17 protein-coding genes are annotated in these 20,564 nt (G+C 72.5%); 8 read left to right on the forward strand and 9 right to left on the reverse strand.

From position 1 onward, the window contains the following. Nucleotides 1-360 precede the first annotated feature (360 nt). The 3 genes from ACZ4NB_RS11125 to ACZ4NB_RS11135 form a co-directional block, all read right to left on the reverse strand. A complete protein-coding gene (locus ACZ4NB_RS11125; protein ID WP_467660225.1) occupies nucleotides 361-1,155 on the reverse strand; it encodes an enoyl-CoA hydratase/isomerase family protein in 795 nt (264 codons plus the stop codon). A 138-nt stretch (nucleotides 1,156-1,293) separates the two neighbouring features. Then, entirely contained in the window at nucleotides 1,294-2,448 is a 1,155-nt protein-coding gene (locus ACZ4NB_RS11130; RefSeq protein ID WP_467660227.1) for an adenylate/guanylate cyclase domain-containing protein, read from the reverse strand. Nucleotides 2,449-3,081: 633 nt separating this feature from the next. Beyond that, nucleotides 3,082-3,972, reverse strand: a complete 891-nt coding sequence (locus tag ACZ4NB_RS11135) for a biotin--[acetyl-CoA-carboxylase] ligase (protein WP_467660228.1) — start codon at nucleotides 3,970-3,972, stop codon at nucleotides 3,082-3,084. A gap of 131 nt (nucleotides 3,973-4,103) precedes the next feature. Between ACZ4NB_RS11135 and ACZ4NB_RS11140 the strand changes: the two genes are divergently transcribed. The 7 genes from ACZ4NB_RS11140 (at nucleotide 4,104) to ACZ4NB_RS11170 (ending at nucleotide 10,134) form a co-directional block, all read left to right on the forward strand. After that, complete coding sequence (locus ACZ4NB_RS11140) at nucleotides 4,104-5,693, forward strand: acyl-CoA carboxylase subunit beta (protein WP_467660229.1); 1,590 nt, start codon at nucleotides 4,104-4,106, stop codon at nucleotides 5,691-5,693. Between the two features lie 13 nt (nucleotides 5,694-5,706). Continuing rightward, nucleotides 5,707-5,922, forward strand: coding sequence for an acyl-CoA carboxylase epsilon subunit (locus ACZ4NB_RS11145; protein ID WP_467660231.1), 216 nt, complete (start codon nucleotides 5,707-5,709; stop codon nucleotides 5,920-5,922). Nucleotides 5,923-6,143: 221 nt separating this feature from the next. Then, nucleotides 6,144-6,272, forward strand: coding sequence for a morphogenic membrane protein MmpB (mmpB, locus tag ACZ4NB_RS11150; protein WP_467660233.1), 129 nt, complete (start codon nucleotides 6,144-6,146; stop codon nucleotides 6,270-6,272). A 218-nt stretch (nucleotides 6,273-6,490) separates the two neighbouring features. After that, entirely contained in the window at nucleotides 6,491-7,975 is a 1,485-nt protein-coding gene (locus ACZ4NB_RS11155) for a peptidoglycan D,D-transpeptidase FtsI family protein (protein WP_467660234.1), read from the forward strand. A 35-nt stretch (nucleotides 7,976-8,010) separates the two neighbouring features. Next, nucleotides 8,011-8,646: a nucleoside triphosphate pyrophosphatase gene (locus tag ACZ4NB_RS11160; RefSeq protein ID WP_467660236.1), complete on the forward strand. Its 636-nt coding sequence runs from the start codon at nucleotides 8,011-8,013 to the stop codon at nucleotides 8,644-8,646. Between the two features lie 20 nt (nucleotides 8,647-8,666). Then, on the forward strand, nucleotides 8,667-9,497 hold the full coding sequence (locus tag ACZ4NB_RS11165; protein ID WP_467660238.1) for an MOSC domain-containing protein: 831 nt from the start codon (nucleotides 8,667-8,669) through the stop codon (nucleotides 9,495-9,497). Between the two features lie 70 nt (nucleotides 9,498-9,567). Beyond that, complete coding sequence (locus tag ACZ4NB_RS11170; protein WP_467660240.1) at nucleotides 9,568-10,134, forward strand: DJ-1/PfpI family protein; 567 nt, start codon at nucleotides 9,568-9,570, stop codon at nucleotides 10,132-10,134. A gap of 81 nt (nucleotides 10,135-10,215) precedes the next feature. Here ACZ4NB_RS11170 and ACZ4NB_RS11175 read toward each other — a convergent pair whose 3' ends face one another. The 5 genes from ACZ4NB_RS11175 to ACZ4NB_RS11195 form a co-directional block, all read right to left on the reverse strand. Further along, the gene (locus ACZ4NB_RS11175; RefSeq protein WP_467660242.1) at nucleotides 10,216-10,593 is read right to left on the reverse strand and encodes an SH3 domain-containing protein; all 378 of its coding nucleotides are present in this window, start codon (nucleotides 10,591-10,593) and stop codon (nucleotides 10,216-10,218) included. 163 nt (nucleotides 10,594-10,756) lie between these two features. Beyond that, complete coding sequence (locus ACZ4NB_RS11180; RefSeq protein WP_467660244.1) at nucleotides 10,757-12,865, reverse strand: protein kinase domain-containing protein; 2,109 nt, start codon at nucleotides 12,863-12,865, stop codon at nucleotides 10,757-10,759. 99 nt (nucleotides 12,866-12,964) lie between these two features. Further along, nucleotides 12,965-15,190, reverse strand: coding sequence for a protein kinase domain-containing protein (locus tag ACZ4NB_RS11185; protein ID WP_467660246.1), 2,226 nt, complete (start codon nucleotides 15,188-15,190; stop codon nucleotides 12,965-12,967). A gap of 7 nt (nucleotides 15,191-15,197) precedes the next feature. Further along, nucleotides 15,198-16,139 carry a protein kinase family protein gene (locus ACZ4NB_RS11190; protein ID WP_467660248.1) on the reverse strand — a complete coding sequence of 314 codons (942 nt, stop codon included), beginning with the start codon at nucleotides 16,137-16,139 and terminating at the stop codon, nucleotides 15,198-15,200. A gap of 169 nt (nucleotides 16,140-16,308) precedes the next feature. Further along, complete coding sequence (locus tag ACZ4NB_RS11195) at nucleotides 16,309-16,776, reverse strand: hypothetical protein (protein ID WP_467660249.1); 468 nt, start codon at nucleotides 16,774-16,776, stop codon at nucleotides 16,309-16,311. Nucleotides 16,777-17,211: 435 nt separating this feature from the next. On the opposite strand from ACZ4NB_RS11195, the gene ACZ4NB_RS11200 reads away from it, so the two are divergent. Beyond that, a complete protein-coding gene (locus tag ACZ4NB_RS11200; protein ID WP_467660251.1) occupies nucleotides 17,212-18,981 on the forward strand; it encodes an acetyl/propionyl/methylcrotonyl-CoA carboxylase subunit alpha in 1,770 nt (589 codons plus the stop codon). A 99-nt stretch (nucleotides 18,982-19,080) separates the two neighbouring features. On the opposite strand, the gene ACZ4NB_RS11205 is transcribed toward ACZ4NB_RS11200, so the two are convergent. Next, nucleotides 19,081-20,265 (reverse strand): alpha/beta hydrolase, encoded by a 1,185-nt coding sequence (locus ACZ4NB_RS11205; RefSeq protein WP_467660253.1) that lies wholly within the window; start codon nucleotides 20,263-20,265, stop codon nucleotides 19,081-19,083. Nucleotides 20,266-20,564 lie beyond the last annotated feature (299 nt).

The raw sequence follows: 20,564 nt of genomic DNA on the forward strand, positions 1-20,564 counted from the left end.
TCGCATCGCCCTCACCCGTCACCGGATCCTCACATTCCGTCACCGTGAGCACGCTCTGTATTACAGCGTAGGAATGTTTAGCCCCTTTCGCCCCTTTGAGTGCGGGAATGACACCGGGGCGTTATCCACGTCGTGGCTGGTGGGGGCCGAAAAGGGGGTGGGAGAGGGGTTGATTACGTTGCGTCACCTGCGCGCCGGGCCGCCCGGGGCAGGCCGCCCGCAGCAGGCCATCCGTAGCGGGCCACCCGCAGCGGGCCATCCGTAGCGGCCCGGCGGCTCATACACCGGGCCTTACGTGGCCGGGTCGAGCCTCGTTCGCCGGGCCTCACGCACCGGGCCCCGGGCTTCGTTCACCGGCCCTCACTCACCGGGCCACTGCGGGTCCCGCTTCTCGTTGAAGGCCGCCACGCCCTCCGCGCGGTCCCCGGAGAAGGCCACGCTGCGCCAGGCGCCGTCCTCCAGGTCCAGTCCGGTGCGCAGGTCCAGGCCGTGCCCCAGGCGCAGCGCGCGCTTGGCGGCGCGCAGGCCGACGGGCGAGTTGCGGGCGATCGTCGCGGCCAGCGCCAGCGCCTCGGCCCGGTCCCGGCCGTCCGCCACCAGCTGGTCGACCAGCCCCAGCTGTGCCGCCTCGGCCGCCGGCACCCGCCGGGCGGTGAAGATCAGTTCGGCCGCCCGCGCGGCGCCCACCCGGCGCGGCAGCAGCTGGGTGCCGCCCCCGCCGGGGATGACGCCCACCGACACCTCCGGCAGCCCGACCACCGCGGTGCCGTCCGCGACGATCAGGTCGCAGGCCAGCGCCAGCTCGAAGCCGCCGCCGAGCGCGAAGCCGTGCACCGCGGCGATGGTGGGTACCGGCAGCTCCAGTACGCCGGTGTAGGCGGCGCGGGTGTGCGGGCGCTGGCGCATCAGGTCCGCGTCCGTGAAGGAGTTGCGCTCCTTGAGGTCCGCGCCGACGCAGAACGCCCGCTCGTGCGTGGAGGTGAGCACCACCGCCCGTACGGAACGGTCCGCGGCCAGCTCGGCGCAGGCCCGTGACAGGGCGTCGGCCATCGCCGTCGAGACCGCGTTCATGGCCTTGGGGCGGTCCATGACCAGTTCCGCCACGAAGCCATGGCGCTCGATGCCGACCCACTCGTCCGCGCCGAACCGCTGCATGGAACCCTCCCGTGTTAACGAACGTTGACCTGCTCGACTGGGGGGATCATGCCAGGCGGGAGCCCGGCGGGACAGGGGGGCGGGGCACTCGTCGTGCCACGGCAGGGCCGATCAGCCGCGCCGGGTCGGCCGCGCCGATCAGCCGCGCCGGGTCAGCAGCCACGGTTCCACGACGCCCAGGCCGCGCACCGGCCGCTGCCACATCGGCTGCAGCGCGAAGCGGTAGGACGGCGGCGCCTCGCCCGTGCCCTCCTCGGCGGCCTTCTCCGCGGCCGCGGCGTCCGCCTCGGAGACCGGCGCGTCACCGATCCGGCCGAGTTCCTCCGCGAACGCCTCGTCCACCAGGACGGTGTCCTTGGGGGCTATCGAGGTGAGCCGGCTGGCCAGATTGACGGTCGTGCCGAAGACATCGCCCATCCGGGTCGTGACCGTGCCGAAGGCGATGCCGACCCGCAGCTCCGGCATCGTCTCGTCGTGGCTCATCGTCTCGATCAGCCGCAGGCCGATCTCGGCGGCGATTCCGGCGTCGTCGGCCGAGAAGAGCACCTCGTCGCCGAGGGTCTTGATGAGCCGTCCGCCGTGCGCGGCCACCAGGTCCGAGCAGGTGGTCTCGAACGCCTCCACCAGCTCGCCCAGTTCCTCCTCCTCCAGACGGCGGGTCAGACGGGTGAAGCCGACCAGGTCCGCGAAGCCGACGGCGAGCCGGCGGTCGACCATCTCGACGTCGTCCTGGGCCCGTACGACCCGGCCGGTGGCCGCGGCGAGCTGCCGCCGCCAGACGTAGACCAGGAACTCCTCCAGCTCGGGCAGGAGCAGCTCCACCAGCGGATAGGTGATCTCCGTACGGGTCAGGCCGGAGTCCTGGGGCTCGGTGAGGCCCTCCAGGAAGGAGTCGATCTGCCAGTCGGCGAGGCGGGCGGTGGTCTGGCCCGTGGAACGGGCGACCTGGACGGCCATGGCCTCGCTCAGCAGACCGGCCTCGACCAGGCCGGCCAGGCGCCGCAGGGCGAGTACGTCGGCCTCGGTCAGGGCCTTGACCTGGCCGATGTCGGCGAAGCCCATGGCGCGCCAGAAGCGGGCCGCCAGGTCCATGGAGACGCCGGCGCTGCGGGCCGCCTGGAACGGCGTGTAGCGGCGGTCGGCGCCGAGGATGAGTTGTTCGAGGCGGACGGCGATGCTGTTGTCGTCGCCCCCGTCGACGGCCCCCGGCGGGTCGCCCGCGGGCACGTCGCGTACGGCATCGTCCTCGGTGTCCGTGTCGCGCGGGGCGGCGCCCGAGTCGTCGGCGGTCACCGGCCGCTCCCTGTCCGATCCCTGCGCACTGCCCTTCCGATCACTGCTCGCCGGTGGCCCGCTCCCTGGCGGACCGAGTCAACGATACGGCAGGTGTGTGCCGTGGCTCACTGTGTCGGGTACGTCGTGGTGGCCCGGGGCGGAGCCGTTGGGGGTTGCTGTTGGTGGTGGGGGCGTAATCAGGGGCTCACTGTGTCGGGTACGTCGTGGTGGCCCGGGGCGGAGCCGTTGGGGGTTGCTGTTGGTGGTGGGAGCGTAATCAGGGGCTCACTGTGTCGGGTACGTCGTGGTGGCCCGGGGCGGAGCCGTTGGGGGTTGCTGTTGGTGGTGGGAGCGTAATCAGGGGCTCACTGTGTCGGGTACGTCGTGGTGGCCCGGGGCGGAGCCGTTGGTGGTTGCTGTTGGTGCGGTGGGGGCAGTCAGGGGCGCTCTCGGGTACGCCGTGGTGGCCCGAGGCGGAGCCGTTGGGGGTTGCTGTTGGTGGTGGGGAGCGTAAGCAGGGGCGCTCGGTCTCGGGTATGACGTGCCGCCTCGGGTACGCGGTGTCGGGCCGAGGCGGGGCGGCGCCGTTGGGGGTTGCGGCCGGAGCAGGGACGTTGGCGGATCGCGGCGGGCTCGCTCGGGCTCGGCGGGTCACTTCGGCTGTCCGGTGGTGTCCCCTCCCGCCGGGCGGAGGTGGATGATGTCGCCCGCGCCCACCGGTTGCTGTACGCCGTCGGCCGTGGCCAGGACCAGGCGGCCGTCGCCGTCGATGGCGACCGCCTCGCCGACGATCTCGGTGCCGCCGGGGAGTTCGGCTCGCACCGTTCGGCCCAGCGTGGCGCAGCCGGCCGCGTAGGCGTCCTGGAGCCGGCTGGCCGCGGGGTCGCCGTTGGCGGTCTGCCACTCGCCGTACCAGTGGTCCAGGGAGCGCAGTACGGCGCGCAGCAGCGGGTCGCGGTCGGTGGTGCGGGCGCCCGCCAGGGCGAGGGAACCGGCGCCGGGCACGGGCAGTTCGTCGGCGGTGAGGGTGACGTTGAGGCCGATGCCGACGACCACGCCGTCCGCGGCCCGTTCGGCGAGGATGCCGCCGGCCTTGCGCTCGGCGCCGTCGACCGCGACCAGGAGGTCGTTGGGCCACTTGAGTGCGGTGTCGACGCCGGCCGTACGCGACAGCGCGGTGGCGGTGGCCACCCCGGCCAGCAGCGGGAGCCAGCCCCAGCGCTCGACGGGTACGCGGGGGGTGAGGTAGACGGAGAAGAACAGCCCGGAGCGCGGGGGCGCCGACCAGGTGCGGTCGAGGCGGCCGCGGCCGGCGGACTGCTCCTCGGCCACCAGGACGGCGCCCTCGGCCGCCCCCTGGGCCGCGCGCTCGGCCAGGTCGGTGTTGGTGGAGCCGGTGGCGGGAACGACGTCCAGGGCGGTCCACAGGGCGCCGGGGCGCACGAGGGCGCGACGCAGCGCGGTGGCGTTCAGCGGGGGACGGCCCAGATCGCTCCAGCGGCCGGCGTCTTTGTCCCGGTTTCCCGGTGGTTGAGGCGTCATGGCACCAGCCTAGGTGTGGTCAACGACGCAGTGCCGCTGAGCAGCCCCGCCGATACGCTACGAGTCGGTAGCCATACACGTACCACCCTCAGTACGAGCACCAGTCCAGGACGAGCAGGAGCCGCATCCCGATGTCCGAACCGGAAGCAAACATCCACACCACCGCGGGCAAACTGGCGGATCTGCAGCGGCGGGTCGACGAAGCCACGCACGCCGGTTCCGCCCGCGCGGTGGAAAAGCAGCACGCCAAGGGGAAGCTGACGGCGCGTGAGCGCATCGATCTGCTGCTGGACGAGGGCTCGTTCGTCGAGCTGGACGAGTTCGCGCGGCACCGGTCGACCAACTTCGGGCTGGAGAAGAACCGCCCGTACGGCGACGGCGTGGTGACCGGCTACGGCACGGTCGACGGCCGTCCGGTGGCCGTCTTCTCCCAGGACTTCACGGTCTTCGGCGGGGCGCTCGGCGGGGTCTTCGGCGAGAAGATCGTCAAGGTGATGGACTTCGCGCTCAAGACCGGCTGCCCGGTCATCGGCATCAACGACTCCGGCGGCGCGCGCATCCAGGAGGGCGTGGTCTCGCTGGGCATGTACGGCGAGATCTTCCGGCGCAACACCCACGCGTCGGGCGTCATTCCGCAGATCTCGCTGATCGTCGGCCCCTGCGCGGGCGGCGCGGTCTACTCCCCCGCCATCACCGACTTCACCGTCATGGTCGACCAGACCTCGCACATGTTCATCACCGGCCCGGACGTCATCAAGACGGTCACCGGCGAGGACGTGGGCTTCGAGGAGCTGGGCGGCGCGCGGACGCACAACACCACCTCGGGCGTGGCGCACCACATGGCGGGCGACGAGAAGGACGCCATCGACTACGTCAAGGGTCTGCTGTCCTACCTGCCGTCCAACAACCTCTCCGAGCCGCCGGTCTTCCCCGAGGAGGCGGACCTTGCGACCTCGGACTACGACCGCGAGCTGGACACCCTCGTCCCGGACTCGGCGAACCAGCCGTACGACATGGTCACGGCGATCGAGCACGTCCTGGACGACGGCGAGTTCATGGAGACCCAGGCGCTGTTCGCGCCGAACATCGTGACCGGCTTCGGGCGGGTGGAGGGCCATTCGGTCGGTGTGGTCGCCAACCAGCCGATGCAGTTCGCCGGCATCCTGGACATCAAGGCATCGGAGAAGGCCGCCCGGTTCGTGCGCACCTGCGACGCGTACAACATCCCGGTGCTGACGTTCGTGGACGTGCCGGGCTTCCTGCCGGGGACGGACCAGGAGTACGACGGGATCATCCGGCGCGGCGCCAAGCTGATCTACGCGTACGCGGAGGCGACGGTCCCGCTGATCACGGTCATCACCCGCAAGGCGTTCGGCGGCGCGTACGACGTCATGGGCTCCAAGCACCTGGGTGCCGATCTGAACCTGGCCTGGCCGACCGCGCAGATCGCGGTGATGGGCGCGCAGGGCGCGGTCAACATCCTGCACCGCCGCACCCTGGCCGCCATCGAGGACCCCGCCGCGCAGGACGCCCGCCGGCAGGAGCTGATCCAGGAGTACGAGGACGCCCTGCTCAACCCGTACGTGGCGGCCGAGCGCGGCTATGTCGACGCGGTGATCGAGCCGTCCGAGACGCGCCGGCACATCGTGCGCGGGCTGCGCGCGCTGCGCAACAAGCGCGAGGCGCTGCCGCCGAAGAAGCACGGCAACATCCCGCTGTAGGAGGTGGACGCAGATGATCAAGGTCGTACGGGGCAATCCGACACCTGAGGAGCTGGCCGCCGCACTGGCGGTGGTGCAGGCCCGTGCCGCGGCGGTCGCCGCCGGTGCCGCTGCCGAGGGCGGTGCCCCCGGCAGCGAGTGGTCCGATCCGGCGTCCACGATCCCGGCGCGCGCCCGGGTGCCGCACCCCGGTCCGCGGGCGTGGCGGACGAGTTACTGGCCCCGTTAGCCGGGGCGGGGCAGGAGCCGTTGCCTCGGTTGCTGTTCCGGTGTGGTTGCGGTGATCGTTCGTCGAGTCGAGGGGTTGCCGTCCACTGGCCGCGCTGACCGGCCGGGAGCGCCCGGCCGCCGGCCGGGGTCGGTGCATGGTGCACTGACTAGTCCTTCGGACCGCGGCGCCTGAGTACGCGTACTCAGGCGCCGCGGGCACGACGGGCACAGGATCGATACATGCTGTGGTCCGACCCGCCCGATGAGCCGCCCGAGGAGCTGCATGAGGTACAGGCCAAGCTCCGCCGGATGGGCATCGTGCTGGCCGTGGCCGCGGTGGTGCTGATGTTCCTGCTCTCCGTGAGATGACCGCGTCGCGCCGCTCCCGCCGGCCGCTCCGCGAGGCCGGTCCGCGGGCCGTTCCGTCCGCAGTTCCCGTGCCGCGCGAGGCGACGCTCACAGTTCCCGTCTGCAACCACAGCCGCCGCAATCTCATCTTTCACTCTCGAAGAGCCGCAATTCGGGCGTAGCGCGGTCGGGGCGCCGATCCGCCCGGACCGGCGCCGCCGATGGGGAGTGGGAGAGCGATGAACAGGCCGCTGAGGCATATAGCCGTCTTCTGCGGGGTGCTGGTGCTGGCCCTGCTGGCCCGCGCGACCTGGGTCCAGTTCGTCCAGGCCGACGAGCTGGCCAACGACCCCAACAACCGCCGGGTGAAGATCGAGGCGTTCTCCTACCCCCGCGGCAACATCATCGTCGGCGGCCGGCCGATCACCGGCTCCGTGGCGACCTCCGGCGACTTCAAGTACAAGCGGACGTACAAGGACGGCCCGATGTACGCCCCGGTCACCGGCTTCGCCTCGCAGGCCCAGGGCACGACCTTCCTGGAGGGCATCTACAACAAGGTGCTCAGCGGCAAGGACGACCGGCTCGCGCTCAAGCGCGCCAAGGACATCCTGACCGGGGAGAAGCCGCGCGGCGGCGATGTGATCACCACCATCGACCCCAAGGCGCAGAAGGCCGCCTACAAGGGTCTGACCGACCTCAACGCCAAGGGCGCGGTGGTCGCCCTCGACCCGCGCAACGGCAAGGTCCTCGCGCTGGCCTCCACCCCCTCCTACGACCCGTCGGTCTTCGCCGGCATCTCCAACGCCGAGAGCAGGAAGTTCAAGGCGCTGGACGACGACAAGACCAAGCCGCTGAGCAACCGGGCGCTGCGCGAGACCTTCGCCCCCGGCTCCACCTTCAAGATCCTCACCGCGGCCGCCGCCCTGGAGCACGGGGTGGTCAGCGACATCGACGCCCCCTCGGGCGCCCCCGCCCCCTACCAGCTGCCGCTGAGCACGACGAAGATCGGCAACGATGTCGCGGGCGCGCCCTGCGACAAGGCGTCCCTCAAGACCGGCATGCAGTGGTCGTGCAACAACGTCTTCCTCGACACCGCGCTGAAGGTCGGCAAGGACAAGATGCGCGAGACCGCGGAGAAGTTCGGCTTCAACTCCGATGTCTACGACAAGGACTTCGGGGACCTGCTGGCCACCAAGAGCCTCTACCCGGACAAGCTCGACAAGCCGCAGACCGCGCTGACCGGCATGGGCCAGGGCAGCCTGACCAGCACGCCGATGCAGATGGCGATGGTGGCGGCGGGGCTCGCCAACGACGGCAAGCTGATGACGCCCCACATCGTCGACGAGGTGCGCGGCTCCGACCTGTCGACGATCGAGAAGTTCGAGCCGAAGATGATGTCCCAGGCCGTCTCCGCCGACACCGCCAAGAAGGTGCAGCAGATGATGGAGTACACCGTCGAGGAGGGCACGGCCGGCAAGGCCAAGATCGACGGCGTGACGGTCGGCGGCAAGACCGGCACCGCCCAGCACGGCGCGAACGTCAACGACGAGCGCCCCTACGCCTGGTTCGTCTCCTACGCCAAGCAGAGCGACGGCTCCTCCCCGGTGGCGGTCGCCGTCTTCGTCGACCCCAAGGACATGGACATCCCCCGCTCCGAGATCGCCGGCGGCAAGCTGGGCGGCCCGATCGCCAAGCAGGTCATGCAGGCGGTCCTGGGCAAGTAGTCCGGCCGTACCGGGGCCGGCACCGGCTCCGTACGATGGCGCCCATGACCGAAGAGCAGCCCCACTCCCCCGCCCGCCCCCGCCGCCTCGTCCTCGCCTCCCAGTCCCCGGCCCGGCTGGCCCTGCTGCGCCAGGCCGGGCTGGCGCCCGAGGTCATCGTCAGCGGCGTCGACGAGGACGCGCTGACCGCGGCCACGCCCGGTGAGCTGGCCCGCGTCCTGGCCGAGGCGAAGGCCGCGGCCGTCGCCGCCCGCCCGGAGGCCGCCGGCGCGCTGGTCGTCGGCTGCGACTCGGTCCTGGAGCTGGACGGCCGGGCGCTGGGCAAGCCCGCCGACGCCGAGGACGCCACCGCCCGCTGGAAGTCCATGCGCGGCCGCTCCGGCGTGCTGCGGACCGGCCACTGCGTCATCGACACCGCCGGCGGCCGCGAGGTGTCCGCCACCGCCTCCACCACGGTCCGCTTCGGCGAGCCCACGGACGACGAGATCGCCGCGTACGTCGCGAGCGGCGAGCCGCTCTTCGTCGCCGGCGCCTTCACCCTCGACGGCCGCTCCGCCCCCTTCATCGACGGCATCGACGGCGACCCCGGCAACGTCATCGGCCTCTCCCTGCCGCTGCTGCGCCGCCTGCTCGCGGACCTGGACGTGGCGATCACCCAGCTGTGGACCTGAAGCTTTCCTAGGCTGCCCGTATGGCAACCGTCATCGAACTGATCAGCTACCCCGTCAAGGGCTGCGCCGGCACCCCGGCCGCCTCGGCGGAGCTCACCCGGGCCGGCCTCGCCCACGACCGCAGCTTCATGGTCGTCGGCAAGGACGGAGTCTTCCGCAGCCAGCGCACCGACCCCGCCCTTGCGGTCATACGCCCCGAGGTCGGCGCCAACGGCAGCGAACTCACCCTGTCCGCACCGGGAATCGCCCCCCTGACGTGCGAGATCGCCTACGGCACGGAATCCGCGGCCCGGGTCGACGTCGAGATGTTCGGCGCGCCGTACCGCGCCGTCGACCAGGGCGAGGCGGCGGCCGGCTGGCTGTCCGAGGTGCTCGGCGCGCCCAGCCGGCTCGTACGGGTACCGCCGGAGCACGACCGGGTCACCGACGGGTGCACCCCGGGCACCTCCGGCTTCGCCGACAGCAGCCCGGTCCACGTCCTGTCCCTGGCCTCCCTCGACGACCTCAACGCCCGTATCACCGCCGCCGGACGCGCCCCGGTCGCGATGGAGCGCTTCCGGCCGAACATCGTCGTCGACGGATGGCCGGAACCGCAGACCGAGGACCGGGCCCGCCGGGTCACCATCGGCGACGGCGAACTGGGCTTCGCCAAGCTCGCCGTCCGCTGCGCCGTCACCCTCGTCGACCAGCGCACCGGCACCAAGGCCGGACCCGAGCCGCTGCGCACCCTCGCCTCCTACCGCCGCGTCCCCGAGGGCGGTGTCGCCTTCGGATCGAAGTTCTCGGTACTGCGAACCGGACGGCCTGCGGTGGGCGACGCATTCAACGTCACGGCGTGGGGAACCGATTGATCCGATACGGCCTGATCGAACCGATCAGCCGGATCACACCGGTCCGCCCGACCCACGAGGAGTGCGCAGCATGCCCGAGATCCTGCTCATCGCCGGCGACGCCACCGAGGATCTGGAGTTCTTCTACCCGTACCAGCGGCTGCTGGAGGAGGGCTACGAGGTCCGTATCGCGGCCCCGTCGCGCAAGAAGCTGCAGTTCGTCGTGCACGACTTCGTCGACAACTTCGACACCTACATCGAACGGCCGGGCCACTCCTGGCCCTCCGACCTCGCCCTGTCCGAGGTCGACCCGGCCGGCTACGCCGGGCTGGTCCTCCCGGGCGGCCGGGCCCCCGAGTACCTGCGCAACGACCCCGACTACCGCCGCGTCGTCACCCACTTCTTCGACACCGACAAGCCCGTCGCCCACATCTGCCACGCGGCCACCACCCTCGCCCCCCTCGGCGTCCTCAAGGGCCGCCGCACCGCCGCCTACCCGGCCTGCGCACCGGACGTGGAGATGGGCGGCGGCGAATTCGTCGACGCCCCGGCCGTCGTCGACGGCAAGGTCGTCTCCGCCCGCGCCTGGCCCGACCACCCGGACTGGATGCGGGCGTTCATGGAGGTGCTGCGGCAGCACGCACCGGTGAAGGGCTGAACCTTTCACGGGCCCGGGGCGGGCGCTCCGGGCCCGCTGACTGCTCATGGCCGGCAGCAATGAGCAGTCGATGTGTGCGGGTTAGCTCCAGGGGTATTTCAGGCAGCTACTCGCCACCCAGCCTTTGATATCAGTTCCGTCCTTCGCCACGCGCTCCCACTTGTTTCCGCTTTTCCCACACGCCTTGTACTTACCGTGAATCGCCCCCTCATAGGCGAGGAGTTTCACGCCCTTGCCGACAACGCCCAAGGCCGTGGAACCAGTCGTCGGCTCCGCGCGCAACGTGACCGCCTCCAGAGTCCTCACCTGAACCGGCGAAGCGGCGCGCGGCGTGGCCGCCGCAGACGTTGCGCCAGAACCCCGAACAGTGTGAGCCTCCGTCGAGCCGGATGGGCTCGCCACCGCGATGCCGCTGGTCAAGACGGCACCGACCAGCACCGACATGGCCGCGGCCACCATGGACCGGGACTTCCTCATCAGGTTTCCCCCTCGTAGTTGACGACGCATCACCCCAGAGGTCAGTGGTGCGGGAGTTTCGCGCAGTACGGCTCTTCAAATGCACCCGGGATGATCAATACAAGGTACGCGAACAGCGCTACCGAGGGCTCCCGAATACCCCGGATCAGAACACCGGCAGGGCATACAGCGATGTCCCGTTCAAGACGAAGACCCGGTTGCCATCAGCCGCCAGCCAGCGGCGCTCCGCTTTGGGCAGCCCGAAAGACCAGGCCGGGTAGCCGGTGCGCTGATCCACCGCGTTGACCTGGTTCCAGATGTCCTCGTCGATGAACCACACCCCGTTTCCCTGGAGGAGCACCGGGCGGCTGAGGTCAGCCGTCCCGCGGCACTCAAAGATCTTGCTGCCGTCGCTGCGCTTGATCTTGCGGGCCCAGTTGCCGTGCGTGGCGTAGAGCAGATCGTCGTCGTAAGGGGTCGCCGGGCCCCAGTCCTGGTGTTTGTGCCAGGCCGCGTCCCGCGCCTCGACCTCCCACAGCTTCTTGCCGTCGGCCAGCCTCCGGGCCGTGAGCGTGCTGCCGTTGAGGTAGACCGTCGAGCCGTGAACCGCCGGGCGGATCGCGCCGTCCCACTGCTTGCGCAGATCCCAGACCCGGTGCCCGTCGGAGGTGGCGAAGGCCAGCACATCGCCCTTGTCGGTGGAGACGACCAGCCGGCCTTCGGCGGCGACACCCGGCGGGGTGAGGGCGCCGCTGAAGTCGCCGGTGGGCCGCGCCGTCCACCGCACCCTGGCATCGGACCGCCCCACCGCGCGCAGGCGGTGGTCCTTGGTCACGAGGTAGACCGCCTCGTCGTCGGCGGCCAGCAGTTGTTCGGCGTCGGCGTCGGCGGTCCAGCGGGGTTCGCCGGTGGAGGCGACGAAGGTGCGGAGGGTGCCCTCGGAGTCGACGGCGGCTATCAGGCGGTCGGAGAGGGAGAGGTAGCGGCCGGTCGCCTTGATGTCGCGGACGGCCCAACGGCGTTTGCCGTCCACCACGTTGTGGGCCGCGATCCCGCCGCCGGCCGCGCCGACGACGATGACGTCCCGTACGGGCAGCGGCGCCGGGGTCTCCGAGTCGAGCACCTCGATCGGGCCCCAGAGCTCCTTCGGCGAGCCGCCGACGATGAAGTCGCCGTCGTCCGCGTTCAGCACATGCGCCTCGGGGGTCCGCACGGCCGGCGGGAAGGCGAAGAGGTCGGTCTTCTTCTTCACCGGCGCGGTGCGGGCGGGCGGCCAGAGCGCGACGGCCGCGCCGCCGCCCGCCGCGAGGACCACCCCGCCCGCGGCCAGGCCCGTCAGGAGCCGGCGCCGGGTCACCGGGACCGGGGAGCCGGCGGCCTCCCCCGCGGTCAGCGTGGTCAGCTCGTGGATCCGGGATTCCCGCTCCTTGATCGCGGCGGCCACCCGGCCGCGCCGCCAGGCCCGTTCGGCGCCCTTGGGCGCGGCGAAGGCCGCGGCGATCTGGGCGGGGGTGGGCCGGGTGGCCGGGTCCTTGGCGAGGCAGGGGGCGATCAGCGGCCGCAGCTGCTCGGGGACGCCGTGGAGTTCGGGCTCGTCGTGGACGACCTTGTACTGGAGGGCGGCGATATGGGTGGCGTCGAACGCGCGGTGGCCGCTGGCCGCGTACACCAGGACCGCGCCGAGGGAGAAGACGTCGGCGGGGGAGGCGACCCGGCGGCCCAGGACCTGTTCGGGCGCGCCGTAGCCGGGGGTCACCGGGATCTGCCCGGTGGTGGTCAGGGTGAGGCCGTGCTCCGGGCGGGCGATACCGAAGTCGATGACGCGCGGCCCGGTCGAGGTCAGGACGATGTTCGGGGGCTTGAGGTCGCGGTGGATCAGGCCCGCGGCGTGGATGTCCTCCAGCGTGCGGGCGATCGAGGAGGCCAGGGCGCGTACGGCCGCGTCGTCGAACGGGCCGTATGCCTCGACGGCCTCGTCGAGGGTCGGACCGGCCAGGAACTCGGTGGCGATCCACGGCCGGCCGCCCTCGGTCTGCGCGCCGAGCACCCGCGCCACGCCCTTGCCGGTCACCGCCCGCGCCGCCTGCGCCTCGCGGACGAAGCGCTGCACGAGGTTCGTCTCGCCGGTGAGTTCGGGCCGGAGCACCTTGACCGCGGCGACGGTGCCTTCGGCGTCCTGCCCGACGTAGACCTTGCCCATACCGCCCTCGCCGAGCACGCCGAGCAGGCGGTACGGGCCGAGGCGGAGCGGGTCGCCGGTGCCGAGAGGGTTCATGGTCGCGGCTTTCTGCGGAGGTGGGAGGGAGGCAGGGAGGGAGGGAGGGAGGGTGGGTGGGAGGTGTCCGAGGGTCCGGTGGCCTGTGGAGCCGCCGTACTACCGGAGGGGGAAGCCGGCGAGGAAGTGCTCGCCCGACGCCATGATCATCTTGCTCTGCGCCACGGCGGTGAAGCGGTCCCCGTTGGCCTTGTAGAGGTGGGCGGTGGTGCGCGAGCCGAGGTCGATCGCCCGCAGCGCCCCCTCGCTCTTGCTGTACGTGTACGCGTACCGGGAGCCGATGACGGGGCGGGAGATGAGTGACGCCTGCGCGCCGTCGCCGCCCTTCTCGCTCCAGCGCGGCTTCCCGCCGGCGGCGTCGGTCCCGACGAGGCCGACGCCCTTCCGCACCGCGTACACCACACCGTCCTTCAGGACCGGCGGCCCGTAGCTCCTGCCATCGGCCGCCTCCCACGCCTGGCCGCCGTCGCTCAGCCGCAGCGCCCGCAGCCGCCCGGTGCCCAGGTACAGGTGCGTGCCGTCGGCCGTCAGCGGGTGGTGCGCGGCGGCCGGCCCGACGTCCCACGGCTTGTCCCAGACGACCTTCCCGGTGCGGGTGCTCCGGGCGACGATCCGGACCTTGCCGTCGTTCATCTGCTGCAGGAGCAGCAGGCGGTCGTCGGCGACCTTGGCGGCCAGGAAGTGCCACTCGTCGGACTTCGCCGACCGGAACGGCAGCGGCTCGGTCCACGGCCGGCGCGCCGAGGCGAGGTCCACGGCGGTCACGGCCCAGGGGATCTGCCGCTGGTACATCTTGACCTTGCCCTGCGAGACGGCCAGGTAGGCGGTGTCGCCGGCGACCGCCAGCAACTGGCTGTCGATACCGCCGAAGTTCGCGTCGGTGATCTCGGCGAGGTGCTTGCCGGCCTTGCCCGTGGCCAGGTCGACGCGGGCGAGGAACCGGTCGACGGTGCGCGGAATCCCGCTCTTGGGGTCGTCGTAGTGCGCGACCCTGACGTTCTGGAAGAGGCGCTCGCCGTCCGAGGCGACCTGCCAGGTGCCGTCGATGTCGGCGGTCCACTTCACCGCGCCGGACGCCGGGTCCATCCGGTAGATCTGCGTGTTGCCCACCACGACGGGCACGCCGCCGAGCACGAAGGGGGCATCGGGCGACTCGTCGTCATAGGTGCCGCCGTTCTGGATCTGCCACACCGAATCCAGCTTCTTCTTCTTGAGCGCGCCGACACTCGGACCGGGCGTCGGCTTCTCGTACGGACCCGTCGGCCCCGGGTCGGTCCCGCCCCGCCCCAGCCACGCCCAGACGCCGGCCCCGGCCCCGGCCACGCCGAGCACCGACCCCGCGCCGGCCATCAGCAGCCCCCGGCGGGAGAGGCCGCCCGTGGCGGGCCCGTCGGCCATCGGCACGGTCGCCGGCTGGTCGGCCGGTGCGGGCAGCCGCTGCGGCACGATCTGCCAGACCTCGCTCGCCCGCCGCCCGATCTCCGCGAGCACCGCGTCCGGAAGCAGGTCGGCGAACGCGCCGCCGCCGTCGTGCAGCCGGGCCGACAGCTCGGCGGTGGTCGGGCGCTGTGCGGGGTCCTTGGCCAGGCAGCGGGTCAGGATCGGGGCGAGGGCGGCGGGGGTGCCGGTGAGGTCGGGTTCGCCGTAGGTGACCCGGTACAGCAGGTCCGCGGGTTGCCCGTCGCCGAAGGGGCCGCGGCCGGTGGCGGCGAAGACCAGGACCCCGGCGAGCGCGAAGACGTCCCCGGCCGGGGTGTGTTCCCCGCCGGTCGCCTGCTCCGGCGACATGAACGCGGGGGTGCCGACCGCGGCGCCCGTCTGGGTCAGCCGGTCGTCGCCCAGGGCGCGGGCGATACCGAAGTCGATGACCTTCGGGCCGTCGGCGGTGACCATGATGTTCGAGGGCTTGAGGTCGCGGTGCACGACATCGGAGCGGTGCAGCTGGCCGAGCGCCCCGCACAGCGCCGCGCCCAGGGCCCGTACGGACGCCTCGGGCAGCGGGCCGGCCAGTTCCACCGCCTCGTCCAGCGGCGGGCCGAGGACGTACTCGGTGGCGATCCAGGGGGTTTCGGCGAGCGGATCGGCCTCGACGACCTGGGCGCCGTGGCGTCCTCCGATGACCCGGGCGGCGTCCGCCTCCAGCCGGAACCGGGTGCGGAAGGCGGCCTCGGTGGCGATCCGGGCGTGCATGGTCTTGACCGCCACGGTCCGGCCGCCCGGCGAGCGCGCCAGGTAGACGGTGCCCATACCGCCGCTGCCCAGCCGGGCGAGGAGGCGGTAGGGGCCGAAGCCGTGCGGGTCGTCGTGGGTCAGGGGCAAGGGCATGGCGGTGTCAGTCCTGGCGTGCGGCGGGCAAAGGCGGGAGGGTCGCGGCGAGCAGCCCGGCCGACTGGCGGGCCAGGGCCGCGATGATCCGGCCGGGCAGCCAGCCGGGGCCGAGCGCGGCGGCGGCCCGCTCGGCGGGGTTGCCGGCGGCGTCGGGGCCCGCGCCGGGGTGCGCGGTGATCGGGCTGAGCGCGTCCAGCAGCTCCGCCGGACGCGGCCGGGCGGCCGGGTCCCGGGACAGGCAGGCCGTGACGACGGACCGCAGGGCGGCCGGCAACTCCTGTCGTTCCGGCACGGTGTGGCCGGTCGCGGCGTAGGCGAGGGTCGCGCCCAGGGCGTAGATGTCGCCCGCCGGCTGCGGGTGCCCGCCACCGGCCTGCTCCGGCGGCAGGCTCCCGGACTCCAGGCCCGGCAGCCCGGAGCGCGCGGTGCCGTCCTCGGCCGCGGCGCGTACCGCCCCGAAGCAGGTGAGCCGGGGCCCGTCCGCCGCCAGCAGGACGGCCGCGGGCGAGACGCCGGCGTGGCTGAGCCCCTGCCCGTGCCCGATGATCAGGGTCTCGACAAGGGCGGCGCCCAGGGCCCGCACGGTGCGTTCGGGCAGCGGGCCGCCGTGCACGGCGAGTGCGGCCGGCAGCGGGACCACCGGGAGGTAGGGGCGGGCGTGCCAGGGCGCGTCACCGGGGGCGGCCAGCTCGGCGACCGGGGCGGACCACGGCCCGAGCAGATAGCGGGATGCCTCCGCCTCGGCCAGGAACCGGCCGGGGTCGGCTCCGGGGAGCGGCAGCCCGATCAGGACCGTGCGGTCCCCGTCGGCGCTGCGCCCGATGAACCGCCGCTCGGGTACCGGCACCTGGGACGCCTCGTCGTCCAGCCGGCCCAGCACCGCGTACGGGCCGATCGTCACCGGCGCGCCCGTTCGCGCTCCGGCAGCCGCAACTGACGCCTGCATGCGCACCATCCCCCGTCGACGACACAGCGCGCTGAGCCTAACCCGGGCGTGTCGCGGGCCCTCAGGGGGTGTCGACCGGGGCCGGGCGGCGGGGAGTTCGGGCGCGGGGGCGGGTGGCGGTGCGGGTGGCCGTCCGGGTGCCTGTGCGGAGGATCCGGTGCGGGTGCTCTCAGACCGTGCCGGGCGCCGCCGCCGGCGGCCCGTTCGGGGCGCCCTCGGGTCCGCCGTCGCTCTCCTGCCCGCTGCGGCCCTCCCCGTACGCCACCAGCGTCAGCACGAGCAGCCCCAGCACGACGCTCATCGCGAGGAAGGCGACCCAGCCGACCAGGCCGACGGCGAAGGCGCCCAGCAGACCGTGCACCACGGCGGCGCTGATCAGGGCGATACGGCCGAAGCCGCCCGGGGCGCGGTCGCGCACCGCGGTGCGGATCAGGACGGCGGCGCAGAACAGGAGATAGAGCCCGAAGAGGACGCCGCCTATCCAGGAGCCGGTGGACATCGCGCGGGGCTGCAGACCCGCCAGCGACATCTGCTGCCGGTCCACGACGATGCTCAGGATCCAGTTGAGCAGCACGATCCCGCCGGCCTCCAGGATCAGTACCACCGCCGCGGCCGCCGCCACCGGTCGTCGTGCCATCACCCCGCCCACCCACTTCCGGAAGACATCCGTTACCGCGAGTACAAAGACATCGGGCACGCTACTAATGGGTAATAGCCAGGGCAAGGGTTCTGCGCGAGTGGGTGCGGACGACTGCGGGCGAGCGTCCGGCGGCACGCCGACGGACGGAGCCGGCGGCAAAGTTTTCTTCGCCCATTCGTAGGGACTCCACAAAGAATTGACGATCCGCTGGATCCCGGAGGTTCGAGACCTAGGCCACACCGCGTCTCTCGCCGGAGCCCGTGAATCCGGGCCTACCCTGGGACACCAGGGGACTTAGGCCCCTCACTGGCGCTCCGGGCACACTCCGTGTGGGAAAGCTCACCCCAGGGAACGGGTCGGCACGCGGTGTCGCCAGTCCCTAAAATCGCCGCATCCCTATTGATGCGGCGAAGCGCCAAGGAAGGACCCATCGTGCGCAAGGTGCTCATCGCCAACCGTGGCGAAATCGCTGTTCGCGTTGCCCGTGCATGCCGGGACGCGGGGATCGGCAGCGTAGCCGTCTACGCCGACCCCGACCGGGACGCTCTGCACGTCCGCGCGGCAGACGAGGCTTACGCCCTGGGCGGTGACACTCCTGCCACCAGCTACCTGGACATCGCCAAGGTCCTGGCCGCCGCCGCCGATTCGGGCGCGGACGCCATCCACCCCGGTTACGGCTTCCTCTCCGAGAACGCCGAGTTCGCCCAGGCCGTCCTCGACGCCGGGCTGACCTGGATCGGCCCTCCTCCGCAGGCCATCCGCGACCTCGGTGACAAGGTCGCCGCGCGGCATATCGCCCAGCGCGCCGGTGCGCCGCTGGTCGCCGGCACCCCCGACCCGGTCTCCGGCGCCGAGGAGGTCGTGGCCTTCGCCAAGGAGCACGGCCTGCCGATCGCGATCAAGGCGGCGTTCGGTGGCGGCGGCCGCGGTCTGAAGGTCGCCCGCACCCTGGACGAGGTCCCCGAGCTGTACGACTCGGCCGTCCGTGAGGCGGTCGCCGCCTTCGGCCGCGGCGAGTGCTTCGTCGAGCGGTACCTGGACCGCCCGCGGCACGTCGAGACCCAGTGCCTGGCCGACAAGCACGGCAACGTGGTCGTGGTCTCCACCCGTGACTGCTCGCTCCAGCGCCGCCACCAGAAGCTGGTGGAGGAGGCCCCCGCGCCGTTCCTGACGGACGAGCAGAACGCCGAGCTGTACCGCGCGTCCAAGGCCATCCTCAAGGAGGCCGGCTACGAGGGCGCCGGCACCTGCGAGTTCCTCGTCGGCCAGGACGGCACGATCTCCTTCCTGGAGGTCAACACCCGCCTCCAGGTCGAGCACCCGGTCACCGAGGAGGTCACCGGCCTGGACCTGGTCCGCGAGATGTTCCGGATCGCCGACGGCGAGGAGCTCGGCTACGACGACCCGGCGGTGCGCGGCCACTCCTTCGAGTTCCGCATCAACGGCGAGGACCCGGGCCGCAACTTCCTCCCGGCGCCCGGCACGGTCACCCGCTTCGACGCCCCCTCCGGTCCCGGCGTCCGCCTGGACGCGGGCGTGGAGTCCGGCTCGGTCATCGGCCCGGCCTGGGACTCCCTGCTGGCCAAGCTGGTCGTCACCGGCGCCACCCGCGCGCAGGCCCTGCAGCGCGCCGCCCGTGCGCTGGCGGAGTTCCAGGTGGACGGCATGGCCACGGCCATCCCCTTCCACCGCGCGGTCGTCAAGGACCCGGCGTTCGCCCCCGAACTGACCGGCTCCGCGGACCCGTTCACCGTCCACACCCGCTGGATCGAGACCGAGTTCGTCAACGAGATCGCCCCGTTCGCCGCGCCCGGCGCGGAGGAGTCCGAGGCCGACACCCGCGAGACGGTCGTCGTCGAGGTCGGCGGCAAGCGCCTGGAGGTCTCGCTGCCGTCCTCGCTCGGCATGCCGCTGGCCCGCGCCGCGGTCGCCGGTGGCGCCAAGCCCAAGCGCAAGGCCGCCAAGAAGGCCGGCAGCGCCGCCTCCGGCGACGCGCTCGCCTCGCCGATGCAGGGCACCATCGTCAAGGTCGCCGTCGAGGAGGGCCAGCAGGTCACCGAGGGCGAGCTGGTCGTCGTCCTGGAGGCGATGAAGATGGAGCAGCCGCTGAACGCGCACCGCTCCGGCACCATCAAGGGCCTGACCGCCGAGGTCGGCGCCGCGCTCACGTCCGGCGCGGTGATCTGCGAGATCAAGGACTGACCCGGTAGTTCCGAAACCTTCGAGGGGCTCGTGGCGGTGGACCGCCGCGAGCCCCTCGCACAGGTCCGGGACCTTCCCCGGCCGCCGCCGGCGCCCGCGCTACGAGTTGCCCACCACGTCCTCCGGGAACGTCAGCCGCTTGTCCATCCACTCCAGCGCCGAGGGCACCTCGCGCCGCCAGGTGGCGAAGTTGTGGCTGCCGTGGTCCAGGACGACGGCGTCGGCCTTCATCGGCGGCCGCACCGCGTCCAGGAAGGCCCGCGCGGCCGGGTAGTTCTTCTCGCCCGTACGGCTCGTGCCCACCAGGACGCTGATCTGCGGGGCCGGCAGATGCCGCAGCCGCCACATCAGATCGTGCTCCTGGCGGCGGCGGACCCGGTCCCGGCCGTCGCCGAAGAGGTTGCCGGTCGTGGGGTCGTTGCTGACCTTGAAGTCGGGCGAGAGGGCGGCCGCCGCGGTGTAGGTGCGGTCGTGCCGCATGCTGAGCTGGAGGGCGCAGGAGCCGCCCGAGGAGTAGCCCAGCACGCCCCAGCCGCCGGGGTCGTGGCCGATCCGGTAGTGCGACTTCAGGGCGTCGGGGACGTCCCGGGCGAAGAAGGTCTCGGCCTGCGGACCGCCGGGCACGTCGACGCACTGGGTGTCGCGCGGCGGCGCGATGGTGGGCCGCATCATCACGATGACGGTCGGCTGCATCCGCCCGGCACGGATCAGCCCGGCGGCGGTCTGCGGCAGCCGCAGATGCTGCGCCAGCAGGAACGTGCCGCCCGGGTAGCCGCTGAGCGCGACGATGACGGGGAAGCGCTGACGGGCGTACTGCGGCTGGAAGTACTGCGGCGGCAGATAGACATAGGCCGGGTCCACCGCCCGGGTCCGCTTGCCGACGATCCGCACCGCCTCGACCTTGCCCACCTGGTCCGGCGGGCCCTTGGGCAGCCCGTGCACCTTGTCCATGCCGTCCGGGCCCGACGTCTGGACCAGGCCCTTGGACGGGTCGCCGGCGGGCCCGGCCATACCGCCGTCGCCCCACTTCCCGGCGGCGGCCGGCGCGTCGTCGTACAGGCCGAGCAACTCGTGCCAGGAGCCGTAGAACTGGAAGTTGGCGTTCACCGCGAGGCCCAGCGCCGCCACGATGGTCAGCTGGGTGGCGGCGATCGAGCCGAGCCGCCCCAGCAGCGCCCGCGGCCCGCGCCCGGCGAACCGCGGCCACAGCCAGAGCGTGAGTCCTACGCAGACCACGGCGACCGCGGCCATGGCGTACAACAGCGACCGGCTGGTCAGTCCCATGACGTTTTCCCCAGATGTCCGGCGCCGCGCGCCACTCCCCGGCGGCCTGGCACGGCGTCTTCCCGGGTCTCCGGAACAGCCCGGAAGACCTCATTGCGCCAGGTTTGATGTCTCTTGACGGCGCGGCGTTGCGGCCCGCCCGAGGAGTTCGGCCGCGCGACCACCGCGGTACGCCGCGACTTCACGCCCCGTGCGCCGGCCGTCCACCGGGCGGGGCGCGGGAGCACCCCCCCGGGACAACAGGAGGGCACCTCCGGCATTCCTTGCATACCGCACCGGAACACCCCCCGATCGGGCAA

This window comes from Streptomyces sp. NPDC026575, assembly GCF_055567415.1.